At 55.1% G+C, this 15420-nt stretch carries 7 protein-coding genes, 1 tRNA gene and 3 rRNA genes; 6 read left to right on the plus strand and 5 right to left on the minus strand.

Annotation, left to right across the window (positions count from 1 at the left end; genetic code table 11):
* The first annotated feature begins 230 nt into the window (after positions 1 to 230).
* From K6R05_RS04700 to K6R05_RS04720, 5 genes are all read left to right on the plus strand, one after another.
* A 16S ribosomal RNA gene (locus K6R05_RS04700) occupies positions 231 to 1770 on the plus strand.
* An 89-nt stretch (positions 1771 to 1859) separates the two neighbouring features.
* Positions 1860 to 1934: transfer RNA gene (locus K6R05_RS04705), tRNA-Glu, on the plus strand.
* Between the two features lie 230 nt (positions 1935 to 2164).
* Positions 2165 to 5072, plus strand: a 23S ribosomal RNA gene (locus tag K6R05_RS04710).
* Between the two features lie 91 nt (positions 5073 to 5163).
* Positions 5164 to 5279: ribosomal RNA gene (rrf, locus tag K6R05_RS04715) — 5S ribosomal RNA — on the plus strand.
* The 16S, 23S and 5S rRNA genes sit together here with 1 tRNA gene alongside, the layout of an rRNA operon.
* Before the next feature lie 275 nt (positions 5280 to 5554).
* A complete protein-coding gene (locus K6R05_RS04720; protein ID WP_161735812.1) occupies positions 5555 to 6844 on the plus strand; it encodes an MFS family transporter in 1290 nt (429 codons plus the stop codon).
* 194 nt (positions 6845 to 7038) lie between these two features.
* Here the strand turns inward: K6R05_RS04720 and pssA are convergent, their stop codons facing one another.
* The 4 genes from pssA to trxC all read right to left on the minus strand — a co-directional run bounded on the left by pssA (position 7039) and on the right by trxC (position 12487).
* The gene (gene pssA, locus K6R05_RS04725) at positions 7039 to 8394 is read right to left on the minus strand and encodes a CDP-diacylglycerol--serine O-phosphatidyltransferase (protein ID WP_161735810.1); all 1356 of its coding nucleotides are present in this window, start codon (positions 8392 to 8394) and stop codon (positions 7039 to 7041) included.
* Between the two features lie 117 nt (positions 8395 to 8511).
* Entirely contained in the window at positions 8512 to 11169 is a 2658-nt protein-coding gene (locus K6R05_RS04735) for a bifunctional acetate--CoA ligase family protein/GNAT family N-acetyltransferase (protein ID WP_161735808.1), read from the minus strand.
* A 139-nt stretch (positions 11170 to 11308) separates the two neighbouring features.
* The gene (locus K6R05_RS04740) at positions 11309 to 11986 is read right to left on the minus strand and encodes a tRNA-uridine aminocarboxypropyltransferase (protein ID WP_222925100.1); all 678 of its coding nucleotides are present in this window, start codon (positions 11984 to 11986) and stop codon (positions 11309 to 11311) included.
* An 81-nt stretch (positions 11987 to 12067) separates the two neighbouring features.
* Positions 12068 to 12487 (minus strand): thioredoxin TrxC, encoded by a 420-nt coding sequence (gene trxC / locus K6R05_RS04745; RefSeq protein ID WP_161735804.1) that lies wholly within the window; start codon positions 12485 to 12487, stop codon positions 12068 to 12070.
* A gap of 159 nt (positions 12488 to 12646) precedes the next feature.
* Between trxC and K6R05_RS04750 the strand changes: the two genes are divergently transcribed.
* Positions 12647 to 13831, plus strand: a complete 1185-nt coding sequence (locus K6R05_RS04750; RefSeq protein ID WP_161735802.1) for a tRNA/rRNA methyltransferase — start codon at positions 12647 to 12649, stop codon at positions 13829 to 13831.
* A gap of 36 nt (positions 13832 to 13867) precedes the next feature.
* Here K6R05_RS04750 and emrB read toward each other — a convergent pair whose 3' ends face one another.
* On the minus strand, positions 13868 to 15415 hold the full coding sequence (emrB, locus tag K6R05_RS04755) for a multidrug efflux MFS transporter permease subunit EmrB (RefSeq protein ID WP_222925101.1): 1548 nt from the start codon (positions 15413 to 15415) through the stop codon (positions 13868 to 13870).
* Positions 15416 to 15420 lie beyond the last annotated feature (5 nt).

Consider the following 15420-nt stretch of genomic DNA (forward strand, 5'->3'; position numbering starts at 1 on the left):
ACTCTGCAGGGGGAAAGCGTAATATACGCCACCTCGCGACAGGACGCTAACGCACTGTTCGCACTGCTCTTTAAAAATTTATCAGACAATCTGTGTGGGCACTCGCAGGATTGATATCAGCGTCTTTGGACGCACAAAAGTATCAAAGCCTCACGAGTGAACACATAATGAAATTCATTATGACGTTTTACAGATGAGCATCGCTGCACTTGTTGCAGCAAATCAAACTTAAATTGAAGAGTTTGATCATGGCTCAGATTGAACGCTGGCGGCAGGCCTAACACATGCAAGTCGGACGGTAGCACAGAGAGCTTGCTCTCGGGTGACGAGTGGCGGACGGGTGAGTAATGTCTGGGGATCTGCCCGATAGAGGGGGATAACCACTGGAAACGGTGGCTAATACCGCATAACGTCGCAAGACCAAAGAGGGGGACCTTCGGGCCTCTCACTATCGGATGAACCCAGATGGGATTAGCTAGTAGGCGGGGTAATGGCCCACCTAGGCGACGATCCCTAGCTGGTCTGAGAGGATGACCAGCCACACTGGAACTGAGACACGGTCCAGACTCCTACGGGAGGCAGCAGTGGGGAATATTGCACAATGGGCGCAAGCCTGATGCAGCCATGCCGCGTGTATGAAGAAGGCCTTCGGGTTGTAAAGTACTTTCAGCGGGGAGGAAGGCGGTGCGGTTAATAACCGCGCCGATTGACGTTACCCGCAGAAGAAGCACCGGCTAACTCCGTGCCAGCAGCCGCGGTAATACGGAGGGTGCAAGCGTTAATCGGAATTACTGGGCGTAAAGCGCACGCAGGCGGTCTGTTAAGTCAGATGTGAAATCCCCGGGCTTAACCTGGGAACTGCATTTGAAACTGGCAGGCTTGAGTCTTGTAGAGGGGGGTAGAATTCCAGGTGTAGCGGTGAAATGCGTAGAGATCTGGAGGAATACCGGTGGCGAAGGCGGCCCCCTGGACAAAGACTGACGCTCAGGTGCGAAAGCGTGGGGAGCAAACAGGATTAGATACCCTGGTAGTCCACGCCGTAAACGATGTCGACTTGGAGGTTGTTCCCTTGAGGAGTGGCTTCCGGAGCTAACGCGTTAAGTCGACCGCCTGGGGAGTACGGCCGCAAGGTTAAAACTCAAATGAATTGACGGGGGCCCGCACAAGCGGTGGAGCATGTGGTTTAATTCGATGCAACGCGAAGAACCTTACCTACTCTTGACATCCACGGAATCTGGCAGAGATGCCTCAGTGCCTTCGGGAACCGTGAGACAGGTGCTGCATGGCTGTCGTCAGCTCGTGTTGTGAAATGTTGGGTTAAGTCCCGCAACGAGCGCAACCCTTATCCTTTGTTGCCAGCGATTCGGTCGGGAACTCAAAGGAGACTGCCGGTGATAAACCGGAGGAAGGTGGGGATGACGTCAAGTCATCATGGCCCTTACGAGTAGGGCTACACACGTGCTACAATGGCGCATACAAAGAGAAGCGACCTCGCGAGAGCAAGCGGACCTCACAAAGTGCGTCGTAGTCCGGATCGGAGTCTGCAACTCGACTCCGTGAAGTCGGAATCGCTAGTAATCGTGGATCAGAATGCCACGGTGAATACGTTCCCGGGCCTTGTACACACCGCCCGTCACACCATGGGAGTGGGTTGCAAAAGAAGTAGGTAGCTTAACCTTCGGGAGGGCGCTTACCACTTTGTGATTCATGACTGGGGTGAAGTCGTAACAAGGTAACCGTAGGGGAACCTGCGGTTGGATCACCTCCTTACCTGAAGATACCTTCCCGCGCAGTGTCCACACAGATTGTCTGATAAAAAAGTAATGAGCAGGACGGCTGCGAAGTCGTGACACTATCGTGTCCCCTTCGTCTAGCGGTTAGGACTCCGCCCTTTCACGGCGGCAACAGGGGTTCGAATCCCCTAGGGGACGCCACCTGCTTGGTGACAGGTGAAAGATGTCTCCATACAGTATCTCAAAGCCGTTCTGGCTGCGTAAGCAGCCGGGTCGCGTTTGAGATATTTGCTCTTTAACAATCCGGAACAAGCTGAAAATTGAAACGACGTGTCGCTTTCATTCTCCGTAATAAGAATGAAAAATGCGGCACGTTCGAGTCTCTCAAATGCTTGCAGTCTGCAGCGTTGCAAAACGCCTGTGGGTTGTGAGGTTAAGCGACTAAGCGTACACGGTGGATGCCCAGGCAGTCAGAGGCGATGAAGGACGTGCTAATCTGCGTAAAGCGACGGTAAGGTGATATGAACCGCTACAGCCGTCGATGTCCGAATGGGGAAACCCGGTGCACTCTGTGCATCATTGCAGCATGAATACATAGTGCTGCAAGGCGAACCGGGGGAACTGAAACATCTAAGTACCCCGAGGAAAAGAAATCAACCGAGATTCCCCCAGTAGCGGCGAGCGAACGGGGAGCAGCCCAGAGCCTGAATCAGCATGTGTGTTAGTGGAAGCGTCTGGAAAGTCGCAGGGTACAGGGTGATACTCCCGTACACAAAAGCACACGCGCTGTGAGCTCGATGAGTAAGGCGGGACACGTGGTATCCTGTCTGAATATGGGGGGACCATCCTCCAAGGCTAAATACTCCTGACTGACCGATAGTGAACCAGTACCGTGAGGGAAAGGCGAAAAGAACCCCGGCGAGGGGAGTGAAACAGAACCTGAAACCGTGTACGTACAAGCAGTGGGAGCCCTCTTTACGGGGGTGACTGCGTACCTTTTGTATAATGGGTCAGCGACTTATATTCTGTAGCAAGGTTAACCGTATAGGGGAGCCGCAGGGAAACCGAGTCTTAACTGGGCGTTAAGTTGCAGGGTATAGACCCGAAACCCGGTGATCTAGCCATGGGCAGGTTGAAGGTTGGGTAACACTAACTGGAGGACCGAACCGACTAATGTTGAAAAATTAGCGGATGACCTGTGGCTGGGGGTGAAAGGCCAATCAAACCGGGAGATAGCTGGTTCTCCCCGAAAGCTATTTAGGTAGCGCCTCGTGAACTCATCTCCGGGGGTAGAGCACTGTTTCGGCTAGGGGGCCATCCCGGCTTACCAACCCGATGCAAACTGCGAATACCGGAGAATGTTATCACGGGAGACACACGGCGGGTGCTAACGTCCGTCGTGAAGAGGGAAACAACCCAGACCGCCAGCTAAGGTCCCAAAGTCATGGTTAAGTGGGAAACGATGTGGGAAGGCACAGACAGCCAGGATGTTGGCTTAGAAGCAGCCATCATTTAAAGAAAGCGTAATAGCTCACTGGTCGAGTCGGCCTGCGCGGAAGATGTAACGGGGCTAAACCATGCACCGAAGCTGCGGCAGCGACACTATGTGTTGTTGGGTAGGGGAGCGTTCTGTAAGCCGTCGAAGGTGTGCTGTGAGGCATGCTGGAGGTATCAGAAGTGCGAATGCTGACATAAGTAACGATAAAGCGGGTGAAAAGCCCGCTCGCCGGAAGACCAAGGGTTCCTGTTCAACGTTAATCGGAGCAGGGTGAGTCGACCCCTAAGGCGAGGCCGAAAGGCGTAGTCGATGGGAAACAGGTTAATATTCCTGTACTCGGTGTTACTGCGAAGGGGGGACGGAGAAGGCTATATCAGCCGGGCGACGGTTGTCCCGGTTTAAGCGTGTAGGCGGAGGGTCCAGGTAAATCCGGTCCCTTATTAACGCTGAGGCGTGACGACGAGGCACTACGGTGCTGAAGTGATAAATGCCCAGCTTCCAGGAAAAGCCTCTAAGCATCAGGTAACACAGAATCGTACCCCAAACCGACACAGGTGGTCAGGTAGAGAATACCAAGGCGCTTGAGAGAACTCGGGTGAAGGAACTAGGCAAAATGGTGCCGTAACTTCGGGAGAAGGCACGCTGGCGCGTAGGTGGAGGGATTTACTCCCCGAGCCGAAGCCAGTCGAAGATACCAGCTGGCTGCAACTGTTTATTAAAAACACAGCACTGTGCAAACACGAAAGTGGACGTATACGGTGTGACGCCTGCCCGGTGCCGGAAGGTTAATTGATGGGGTTATCCGCAAGGAGAAGCTCTTGATCGAAGCCCCGGTAAACGGCGGCCGTAACTATAACGGTCCTAAGGTAGCGAAATTCCTTGTCGGGTAAGTTCCGACCTGCACGAATGGCGTAATGATGGCCAGGCTGTCTCCACCCGAGACTCAGTGAAATTGAACTCGCTGTGAAGATGCAGTGTACCCGCGGCAAGACGGAAAGACCCCGTGAACCTTTACTACAGCTTGACACTGAACATTGAGCCTTGATGTGTAGGATAGGTGGGAGGCTTTGAAGCGCGGACGCCAGTCTGCGTGGAGCCAACCTTGAAATACCACCCTTTAATGTTTGATGTTCTAACGTAGGCCCGTTATCCGGGCTGCGGACAGTGTCTGGTGGGTAGTTTGACTGGGGCGGTCTCCTCCTAAAGAGTAACGGAGGAGCACGAAGGTCAGCTAATCACGGTCGGACATCGTGAGGTTAGTGCAATGGCATAAGCTGGCTTGACTGCGAGAGTGACGGCTCGAGCAGGTGCGAAAGCAGGTCATAGTGATCCGGTGGTTCTGAATGGAAGGGCCATCGCTCAACGGATAAAAGGTACTCCGGGGATAACAGGCTGATACCGCCCAAGAGTTCATATCGACGGCGGTGTTTGGCACCTCGATGTCGGCTCATCACATCCTGGGGCTGAAGTAGGTCCCAAGGGTACGGCTGTTCGCCGTTTAAAGTGGTACGCGAGCTGGGTTTAGAACGTCGTGAGACAGTTCGGTCCCTATCTGCCGTGGGCGCTGGAGAATTGAGGGGGGTTGCTCCTAGTACGAGAGGACCGGAGTGAACGCACCACTGGTGTTCGGGTTGTCATGCCAATGGCACTGCCCGGTAGCTAAGTGCGGAAAAGATAAGTGCTGAAAGCATCTAAGCACGAAACTTGCCCCGAGATGAGTTCTCCCTGACTCCTTGAGAGTCCTGAAGGGACGTTGAAGACTACGACGTTGATAGGCCGGGTGTGTAAGCGCAGCGATGCGTTGAGCTAACCGGTACTAATGACCCGTGAGGCTTAACCTTACAACGCCAGAGGCGTTTTTGAGAGACACGATTTTCAGCTTATTCCGGATATTCTGCGCGGCCCTGAGGGGCGGCGCGGAGACAGAATTTGCCTGGCGGCTTTAGCGCGGTGGTCCCACCTGACCCCATGCCGAACTCAGAAGTGAAACGCCGTAGCGCCGATGGTAGTGTGGGGCCTCCCCATGCGAGAGTAGGGAACTGCCAGGCATCAAATAAGTGAAGAAGCCTCGCACGCAGTGCGGGGCTTTTTTACGTCTGAATTTTGCTCTTTTGAGCAGAAACATTGACCACAAACCCACTTTCTGCAACCCTCATCACCTCATATGGTCTTACGGCATCGCCAGCAACCCGCTGATTTTTCGATAATTGGCGATATGGCTCACAATATTCATCTCAGATTACCCCGCCTTTACCTCTGGTAGACTTAAATGCTTTACTCAATCCTTTAAACGCTGTTGATCAGCAAGGAACAGAGGTAAGGCATGACAACAACAAATAATAAAATTCAGCCGGATGATACCAGGAAACGCATCTGGGCTATTGTTGGCGCGTCATCGGGCAACCTGGTCGAGTGGTTCGACTTCTATGTCTATTCATTCTTCTCGCTCTACTTTGCGCACATATTCTTCCCGCAGGGAGATACCACCACGCAGTTGTTGCAGACGGCGGGCGTTTTTGCGGCAGGATTTTTGATGCGTCCGATTGGTGGCTGGCTGTTCGGCTATATCGGTGACAAACATGGCCGAAAAAATTCGATGCTGGTTTCGGTCTGCATGATGTGTTTCGGGTCACTGGTCATCGCCTGCCTGCCGGGTTACGCAACGATCGGCGTGGCGGCTCCCGTCATTCTGCTGCTGGCGCGTATGTTTCAGGGATTATCGGTAGGTGGGGAATATGGGACCAGCGCAACCTACATGAGCGAAGTGGCTTTGGAAGGACGCAAAGGATTCTACGCCTCATTCCAGTATGTCACGCTGATTGGTGGTCAGTTAGCGGCGGTACTGACCGTAGTGGTGCTACAATTCCTGCTTACTGATGCAGAACTGCGCAGCTGGGGCTGGCGAATTCCGTTCTTCCTCGGCGCACTGCTCGCGGTTGTCGCATTGTGGCTACGGCGCTCTCTGGAAGAAACGTCAGACAAGACCAGCCGGGAACATCGCGATGCGGGAAGCGTAATCGGATTGCTGCGCAATCATACCCGTCCTTTCCTGATGGTGCTGGGTTTTACCGCGGGCGGTTCCCTGAGTTTTTACACCTTCACCACCTACATGCAGAAGTATCTGGTTAACACGTCGGGTATGGATCCTAAAACAGCCAGCGGGCTGATGACCGGTGCGCTGCTGGTCTTTATGCTGATTCAGCCAATTATCGGTGCGCTGTCAGATAAAATTGGTCGTCGCACTTCGATGATGATCTTTGGCGCAGCTGCGGCGATCTGTACGGTGCCAATTCTGACCCTGCTGCAAAACGTGCAAAGTCCCGGCGTGGCTTTCCTGTTGATTATGCTGGCCTTGCTGATCACCAGCTTCTACACGGCCATCAGCGGCATTCTTAAAGCCGAAATGTTCCCGCCACAGGTGCGTGCACTGGGTGTCGGGCTCTCCTACGCCGTCGCGAATGCGATCTTCGGGGGTTCGGCAGAGTATGTAGCGTTGCTGATGAAGAAGCAGGGGATCGAGACTACCTTCTTCTGGTATGTCTCTGCGATGGGCGCGGTGGCGTTTCTGGTGTCGCTGTTGCTGCACAAGCGTGGTAAGGGGATTAAGCTTTAAAATAGCTACTGGCTCAGATTCCAGAGAGCAATGCCGCTGGCTGCACCGGCGGCATCCCAGCGAAATCTTTCCAGCTCCAGCCGCTGCCATTCGGGCGGCTGTCATACAGCTCTTTTCCCGCCCCAGAACTTAACGAAACAACAGCACAGCAAGCAGCACACTTCGCATAATGGATGCCTTATTGACCGCAGTGATTAAAGAATCCGGCTGATCAGGCGATCGATACGTATCCGGCGCAGACGGCGAATGAGCTTGCGCACCTTGGCCGGGTAATCAGCAATACTCTCTAGCTCACGGAAATGCGTCACTACCGTCGTGTTCTGCCGGATTAACGTCAATTCCTTCTCACGCTGAGCCGCTAACTCCTGATGAGGATCGTGGATCAGCACGGCATTTTCCAGATCGAGCCGCCAGGCACGTGGATTGAGGTTATTACCGGTAATCAGCTGCCATTCGTCATCAACCCACATTCCTTTAAGGTGATAACTGTTCTCGCCATCCTTCCACAGTCTCACGACCAGCTGATCGGTCGTAACGTAGTAGTGCAAACGGCTCATAAAGCGACGCAGATTGATTTCATACAGGTAAGGCAGCGCGCCTATGATTTTGAACGGCTGATCAGGCGCAATATAGAAGTCATTGGCTGTTTTATCGCCGACGATGATCTCAACCTGCTTTCCCTGGCGCAGAAGATGAATGATATTACGTACCAGCAAGGCGGGCATGTTGAAGTAGGGGGTACAGATAATCAGCTTCTGTTCTGCACACGGCATCAGATGGAAAATGGTTTTATTGAGCAGGCTATGCTTACCCAGACCGACCAGCGGTGTAACTGCCAGTTCATCGTTGCCGGCATTCCCTTCAAACTGATAATTGAAGCCACGCAGATCCTGACGGAACTGGCGCGTCTCATTTTTAATTTCGGGGCTGGAAGGGCGCTCAGCGAAATCGAGCCGGTTAACCGCTTCTGCTGGCTTCAGATTGAGCGTGATCCAGTCATACATGGTATCGGTCAGCTGCGAATTGCGGATAACCTGGTAGCGATCATAACGATACTTGTCATGCTGATGCAGGTAAACATCATTGATGCTGGCGCCGCTGTAGAGCAGCGTATCATCTATGATGAAACCTTTAAGATGGAGTACACCCAGGGCTTCACGGGTATTGACCGGGATACCATAAACCGGGATGGCAATATCGGCATAACGCGTCGCCATTTCGCAATACCAGTCGGCATTGGTTACGCCTCGTGCTGCGCCAATTCGGCCACGCTGCGCACGATGCCAGTCTACCAGAATCGAGATATCCAGCTCCGGTCTCGCCTGCTTCGCATGATAAAGCGCATCCATAACGGCGCGCCCGGCGTCATCGTTTTCCAGATAGAGCGCAACGATACAGATGCGGGTCTGCGCTGCCGCAATCTTCTCCAGCAACGTCTGACGAAATTCGGCAGGCGAGTAAAGTGTCGACATATCCGCAACGGATTGTGACAGTTTCGGCAGCTCTGCGAGGTGTTGTTGGTGTTTATTACGTTTAAATTTAGACAACATCACAGTGCACTTCTTCTCTGTTCATTGCATGGCCTTTTGCCATCAAATCAGGGTTATAACCATAAATAATAACATCAACTCCGTCGATTCGAACGTTTTTTACCTTTCTGTACAAGGTTAGTTGATCTCATTCTGTAAAGACAATTTCAGGCTGACGATACCGTCATCCAGTTGAATATCAACATGAAAATTGAGTTTTCGGGCCAGGGTAATCATGCCGCGGTTATGGGGCATGGTGATACCGTTCAATTGTTGCAAGCCGTGATGTCGGGTGTAGCGGATCATCTTTTCCAGCAGACGACGGCCCATGCCTAACCCTTTCAGGTCAGAACGGACCAGCACTGAAAACTCCGCATCGATGTTATCGGCGTCAGAGATCGCGCGAGTGACACCAATGATCTCATGACGTTCCTGATGCTGACGGACCGCCACAATCGCCATCTCGCGGTCATAATCGATCTGAGTCATATTGGCGAGGTCATCATGCGTGAACTCATTGATCTCACTGAAGTAGCGGTAGTAAAGATCCTCTTTGGTCACCTGGCTGATAAAATCGCGCAATAATGGTTCATCCTCTGGCAGGATTGGACGGAACAGGCAGAATTGCCCATCTTTTAACTCTACCTGTTCTTCCAGATGCTGCGGATAAGGGCGAATGGCCAGCCTTGCTTCGTTATCGCCGTGGAACGGAGCCAGCGTCAGGGTGACATCCAGCAGGGTAAAATCATTGCCTGCCGCCAGCAGCGGATGAATATCCAGTCGCTGGATCTCCGGGCAATCCACTACCAGATCAGAGACCTGCACCAGCAGCTGGCTTAAACCAGAGATATCCAGCGGATTCAGGGCGCTGCGGCTGCGGATTTTTCCGCTCTTAATAGCCTGAATGACCAGATAGCGTGCCAGCGTCATATTCAGTGGGGGCAGGGCAACGGCAGCCTGTTTATCAGCCTGCCATTCCACCCCGCCTTCACCCAGCATAATGATTGGGCCAAACAGTGCATCCTGTTCGACCACGACCCGCAATTCCTGCGCGCCCGCCCGGCTGGCCATGCTCTGAACCAGCAGTCCCTCTATACGCGCCTGCGGCAGCGTCTGCTTTACCCGATCAAAAATGGCTTCGGCGGCATGCTCCACTTCACTGGCATTACGCAGGTAGAGCATCACACCCTGAACCTCTGATTTATGGGCGATATCGGGTGAACGCAGCTTTAGCGCCACCGGATAGCCAATCTGGCCGGCAATGGTTACCGCTGCCGCGCTGTCACTGGCGATCCAGGTTGGCAGCGTGGCCAGCCCATAAGCCTGCAGCACCGGCTGCACTTCGTGAGTATCCAGTGAGGTAATGCCACGCGCCAGCGCCTGTGACAGCAGCTGGTGAGCATGTGCACTATCCTGGTTCAGTGTAGCGGGCAGGGCAGGCGTCTCGCGCAGCTGCTTCTGATTGCGTCGGTACTCAACCTGATGCATAAAGGCGGTTACGGTGCCTTCCGGCGTGCGCCAGGTGGGTATACCCGCCTGCGTAAAGGCACGACGTGCAGCCTGTGAAGAGAACTCGCCGCTCCAGTTGGTCAGCAGCGTCACCAGCTTACCGCGCGGGTGGCGGGCCACAGTATCGATCAGATGTGCGGCCGTTTCAGTCGCAGGCGCGACCGCGCTTGGCGCATGAATGATCATTAAGGCATCAAGTTCATGGCTGTCGAGCAGGATCTCTGTGCAGGCAGCGTAGCGCTCAGCGGTGGCGTCATCTTTTAAATCCAGCGGATTACCGCGACCCGCACCGGCAGGCAAAATAGCCTCAAGCTGCTGACGCGTTTCATCGCTGAGCTGCGCCAGTTTCCCATTGCGGGCGTAAAGCTCATCCAGCGCCAGCGCGGCGGGCGCCGCACCATTACTGATGATCATCAGCCTGTCGCCGCGCAGTGGCCGCATATGGCTTAGCGATTCAACAGCGGAGAACAGCTCATGGGTATCCTGTACCCGCAGCAATCCGGCACGCTGAATGGCCGCATCCCAGGCAGCATCCAGACCACTGTGGGTGCCCAGCAGCGCCTGCGCTTCACGGCTGCGACCACTCTTGATCACCAGAATCGGTTTATTACGGGAAGCGCTGCGTGAGGCAGAAACAAAGCGACGTGCGTCACTGAGGTGCTCCAGATAAAGGAGGATGGCACTTGTTTTACCGTCGCGGGCCAGGAAGTCGAGCAGGTCATCAACATCGGTATCCAGGCTGTCACCCAGCGCGATAAACCACGAAAAACCGAGGTTACGCTGCTGCGCCCAGTCGAGAATGGTATTCGATACGGCGGCAGACTGGGAGATAAATGCGATACGGCCTTTCTCTATCGGCACCGGCGAGAAGCTGGCATTGAGACCCTGCCAGGGCGCCAGCAGGCCAAGACTGTTCGGCCCCAGCAGACGTATCTGCCACTGGCTGGCGCAGGCTTTGAGTTCAGCCGACTGGCTGGCAGGTGCAGAGAGAATAATACAGGCCTTGCAACCTTTCTCGCCGAGCTGTTGCAGCAATTCGAGGTTACGTTTTGAGTGGGTGCAGATCACCGCCAGGTCAGGCGCGAAAGGTAAGCTGTCGATGGTGGGCCAGGCGAGTACGCCGCTGACCGCTTTATATTTTGGCGTGACCGGCAGTACAGGCCCGCTAAAACCGCCTGCCAGCAGGTTACGCATCATAAAGTAGCCGGCACGCCCGGGCGTGACCGAGGCACCTATCACCGCAATTGACTTAGGTCGTAACAGCGCTTCCAGTCCGCGTTGGCTCATCTCGCCCTCCAGAGATCGGGATTTGCGTGATTGTAAACGCTTTTTGCTGGCCGCGCTTCCGGGCAGATCGCAGGCTGAACATCCGGATCCTGAAAACTGTCAGAGCAGGCTCACGCCTGCCAGCCGGAGAGGGACACGGTTAAGCCTGTCCGGGGTGATGCGGTTTTCCTGCCAGATAGGCCGCGCGGAACTGATCGAAATGGTGAGATAACGCTTCTGCCGCCTGCCGATCGCCCGCCTGTGCCAGTAGCGCCGCCGCCACTTCAGCGGTGCAATGCTGACCTTCGCCGTGCGCCTCACGCAGCGTATAACGCGAAGGCGTGCTGACATCCAGCGACATTACCGGCAGGGCGTCGAGCCAGGGACTTTTGCGAAACATCTTGCGCGCTTCGGTCCAGGTGCCATCCAGCATAATAAACAGCGGCGGCTTGCCGCTGGCGGGCGGCGTTGTCAGCACTTCGCGACCGGGATCGGCATAGGCGGCCGGGAAGACCACCAGCGGCTGATATTCAGGGTTGCGCACAGCCGCAAGCAGCAGCGGATCCGGCTCGGTGCGTGACCAGCCAAATGCCTGGGTATGCGGCAGAATATCGGCAATCAGACGGCCAGTGTTACTCGGCTTCATTGGCTCGGTATCAAACATCACCAGGCAGAAGCGACTACGGGCAGACTGCGGCACAATCTGATTGCAGAGACAGTTGGCCTCTGGCAGCAGGCAGCCCTGGCAGCGAATGACCCGATTTCCGCGCGCCAGGAAAGGACGGGTGGCGCGGGCCAGGCGTTGGGTGCGCAAGCGCAAAACAGCATTATCAGACATGAGTATTCAGGGCAGGAAAAACGTCAGTGTAATCGAAGCGCAGATGAAAAGGAAAAGGCCAGACTGGCTGGCCGTTGAAGTTTAAAGTGATTCGTCGAGCCATTCGTTAAATGGCGCTTTGGGCATAGCGCCGTTCAGCATGTCGACCCGCTCGCCGTTTTTAAACAGCATGATGGTCGGGATACTGCGAATATTGAAACGGGCGCTCAGGGCTGGTTCCGCTTCGGTGTTCACTTTAATAAAGCGGACCTTGCCGCTGCGTTCACTGGCGACATCTTTAAACACTGGCGCAAAATTGACGCAGGGGCTGCACCAGGGCGCCCAGAAATCGATCACCACCGGCAAATCATCCTGCAGATATTTGTCAAAGTTGGCGCTGGTGGCATTCACCACTTCGCCATCGAACAGCTCATTTCCACAGCGACCACATTTCGCCACGTCGGCAAGGCGTTCGTCAGGAACGCGATTGGTTGCCTGACAGGAAGCGCATACCGTATTCATAGGAACCTCTGATGTTGAAAAGTGTCAGTCTGGTAATCGTTGTCCATTATGAAAGGGGGCGGATTTTCGCTCAATCTGGATTGCTCTATAGGTTCAATAGTTGATAGCTAAGCGCCAGCACATCAGGTAATCTGCGCGCTCTAAATGCGGGAGGAAGAGATGAACGACGAATATAAAGGCAAGAGCGGCAAAGTTAAGGTGATGTACGTGCGTGGCGAGGACGATAAAAGCGCGCGCGCGCCGAATCCTCGCACAGGCAAAGGTGGTCACTCTGCTGCCCGCCAGGATGATAATCGTCGTTCATCTGGCCCGCGCACTGAACGCACTCAGGAAGGCGGTCGCTCCGCTGGTCGTCGTAGTGACGACACCGGTCGCAGCAGTTCACCGCGTCGTGATGAAGGCGGACGTGGCGCACCACGCCGTTCAGACGATGGCGCAGGTCGCCGCAACGATCGTGGTGATGACAGCCGTGGCGCTTATGGCAGCAGCGACTCCCCGTGGCGCACCGTGTCACGCGCGCCTTCTGCCGATCGTGCGTCATCGCCTGAGAACGATAAGCCGGATCACGGCGGTATCAGCGGCAAGAGCTTCGTCGATCCTGAGCAGATCCGTCGTCAGCGTAATGAAGAGACCCGCGTCTATGGCGAGAACGCCTGTCAGGCGCTGTTCCAGAGCCGTCCGGAAGCGATTGTTCGCGCCTGGTTCGTGCAGGAAGTCACACCGCGTTTTCGCGAAGCGCTGCGCTGGCTGGCGGCTAACCGCAAAGCCTATCACGTGGTAGAAGATGCTGAGATCACCAAAGCGTCAGGTACTGAGCATCATGGCGGCGTCTGCTTCCTGATCAAAAAGCGTATGGGCATGGCGGTGTCTGAATGGCTGAGCCAGGCGAATACGAAAGATTGCGTACTGGCACTGGAAGATGTCAGCAACCCGCATAACCTCGGCGCGATTATGCGCAGCTGCGCGCACTTTGGCGTAAAAGGTTTGCTGGTCAATGATGCTTCTCTGCTGGAGTCAGGTGCAGCGGTGCGTACTGCAGAAGGCGGCGCTGAGCATGTGCAGGCCATCAGCGGTGCAACCTTCAGCGAAGGTCTGGAAGCGTTTCGTAAAGCGGGTTACACCATCGTGACCACCTCCAGCCATCAGGGCACGCCGCTGGCGCAGGCTCAGCTGCCGGAGAAAATGGTGCTGGTGTTAGGTCAGGAGCGTGAAGGTCTTTCTGACACAGCGTTCAGGCAGGGCGACATGAGCCTGTCAATTGGCGGCACCGGCAACGTGGAAAGCCTCAATGTCTCGGTCGCAACCGGCGTACTGCTCGCCGAATGGTGGCGTCAGAACGCATAAAAAAACGGGCCGAAAGGCCCGTTTTGCTGTGTGACATCAGTGCGCGCCACCGCCACCGCCACCACCACCACCGCCTGCGCCAAACGGCGGGCGGGCAAACCAGATCAGCACCAGCAGAATCAAAAAGACCCCCGCCGACGCCCAGAAGATTTCATTCGCTGAAATAATCAGTCCCTGATTGGTAATCTGCTGCGCGATATAAGCTGACGCCTGCTGCTGTGTCATCCCCAGGCTCTCCAGCTGGCTATACATCTGTTGCGAATTGGTGTTGTAAGGGGTAATCGACTCCGTCAGGTAGCTATGATGCATCGACTCGCGATTCGTCCACATGGTGGTGGTAATCGACGTTCCCACTGAGCCGGCAAAGGTACGCATAAAGTTCGACAGGCTGGAGGCAGCCGCCATGCGCTCCGGCGGCAGTCCCGATAGCGTAATGGTGGTCAGCGGCATAAAGAAGCAGGCCACGGCAAAGCCCTGAATAAACTGTGGCCAGGCTGAGGCACCAAAGTCCATCCCCGGTTCAAACGTATAAGCACGCCAGTAAAAGCAGACGGCATACATAATGAAGCTGAACGTAACCAGTCGCCGCATGTCGAGCTTATGGGCGAAGCGACCAATGATCGGCGACAGGATCACCGGCAAAATCCCTACCGGCGCAGACGCCAGCCCTGCCCAGGTTGCGGTATACCCGTAAACCTCCTGCAGCAGCTGCGGCAACAGAACTATTGAGCCGAAGTAGAGCATATAAGCCAGGCTGATCGACAGGCAGCCGATGGTGAAGTTGCGCGACTTAAACAGCGACAGGTCAATGATCGGGTGATCGTCCGTCAGCTCCCACACCAGCAGGACGGACAGCGCAATTACAGCCACGACCCCCAACACGATAATTTCGGACGAGTTAAACCAGTCGAGCTCCTTCCCGCGGTCCAGCATCACCTGCAGACAGCCGATCCCCACGACCAGCAGCACCAGCCCGACCATATCGATCCGCCGGATTTCGGTTTTGGTTTCCCGACCACGCAGGGTTTGCAGCGTCAGTATCACCACTGCCACACCAATCGGCACGTTGATAAAGAAGATCCAGCCCCAGTGATAGTTATCGCTGATCCAGCCGCCCAATATCGGGCCGCAGATCGGTGCCACGATCACCGTCATCGCCCATAGCGACAGTGCAACACTGCGCTTAGCGGGCGGATAGTTGTTGAGCAGCAGGCTTTGCGACAGCGGGATCAATGGACCTGCGACTATCCCCTGAATGACGCGGAAGAAAATCAGCATCTCCAGGCTGTCTGACATGCCACACGCCCAGGAGGCGATAGCAAACAGAATGGTCGACCAGGTAAACAGCTTCACTTCACCGATGCGTTTTGCCAGCCAGCCGGTCAGGGGGATCGAAATCGCATTGGCGACGCCAAACGAGGTGATTACCCAGGTGCCCTGCGAGTTCGACGCTCCCAGGTTACCGGCAATGGTGGGGATAGCCACGTTGGCGATGGTCGAATCCAGCACCTGCATGAACGTCGCCAGCGACAGCGCAATGGTCATCAGGACCAGCGGCATCCCTTCAAGCGGTTTTTGTGCCATTACAG

It is taken from the genome of Pantoea alfalfae, assembly GCF_019880205.1.
GTDB classification, from domain to species: domain Bacteria; phylum Pseudomonadota; class Gammaproteobacteria; order Enterobacterales; family Enterobacteriaceae; genus Pantoea; species Pantoea alfalfae.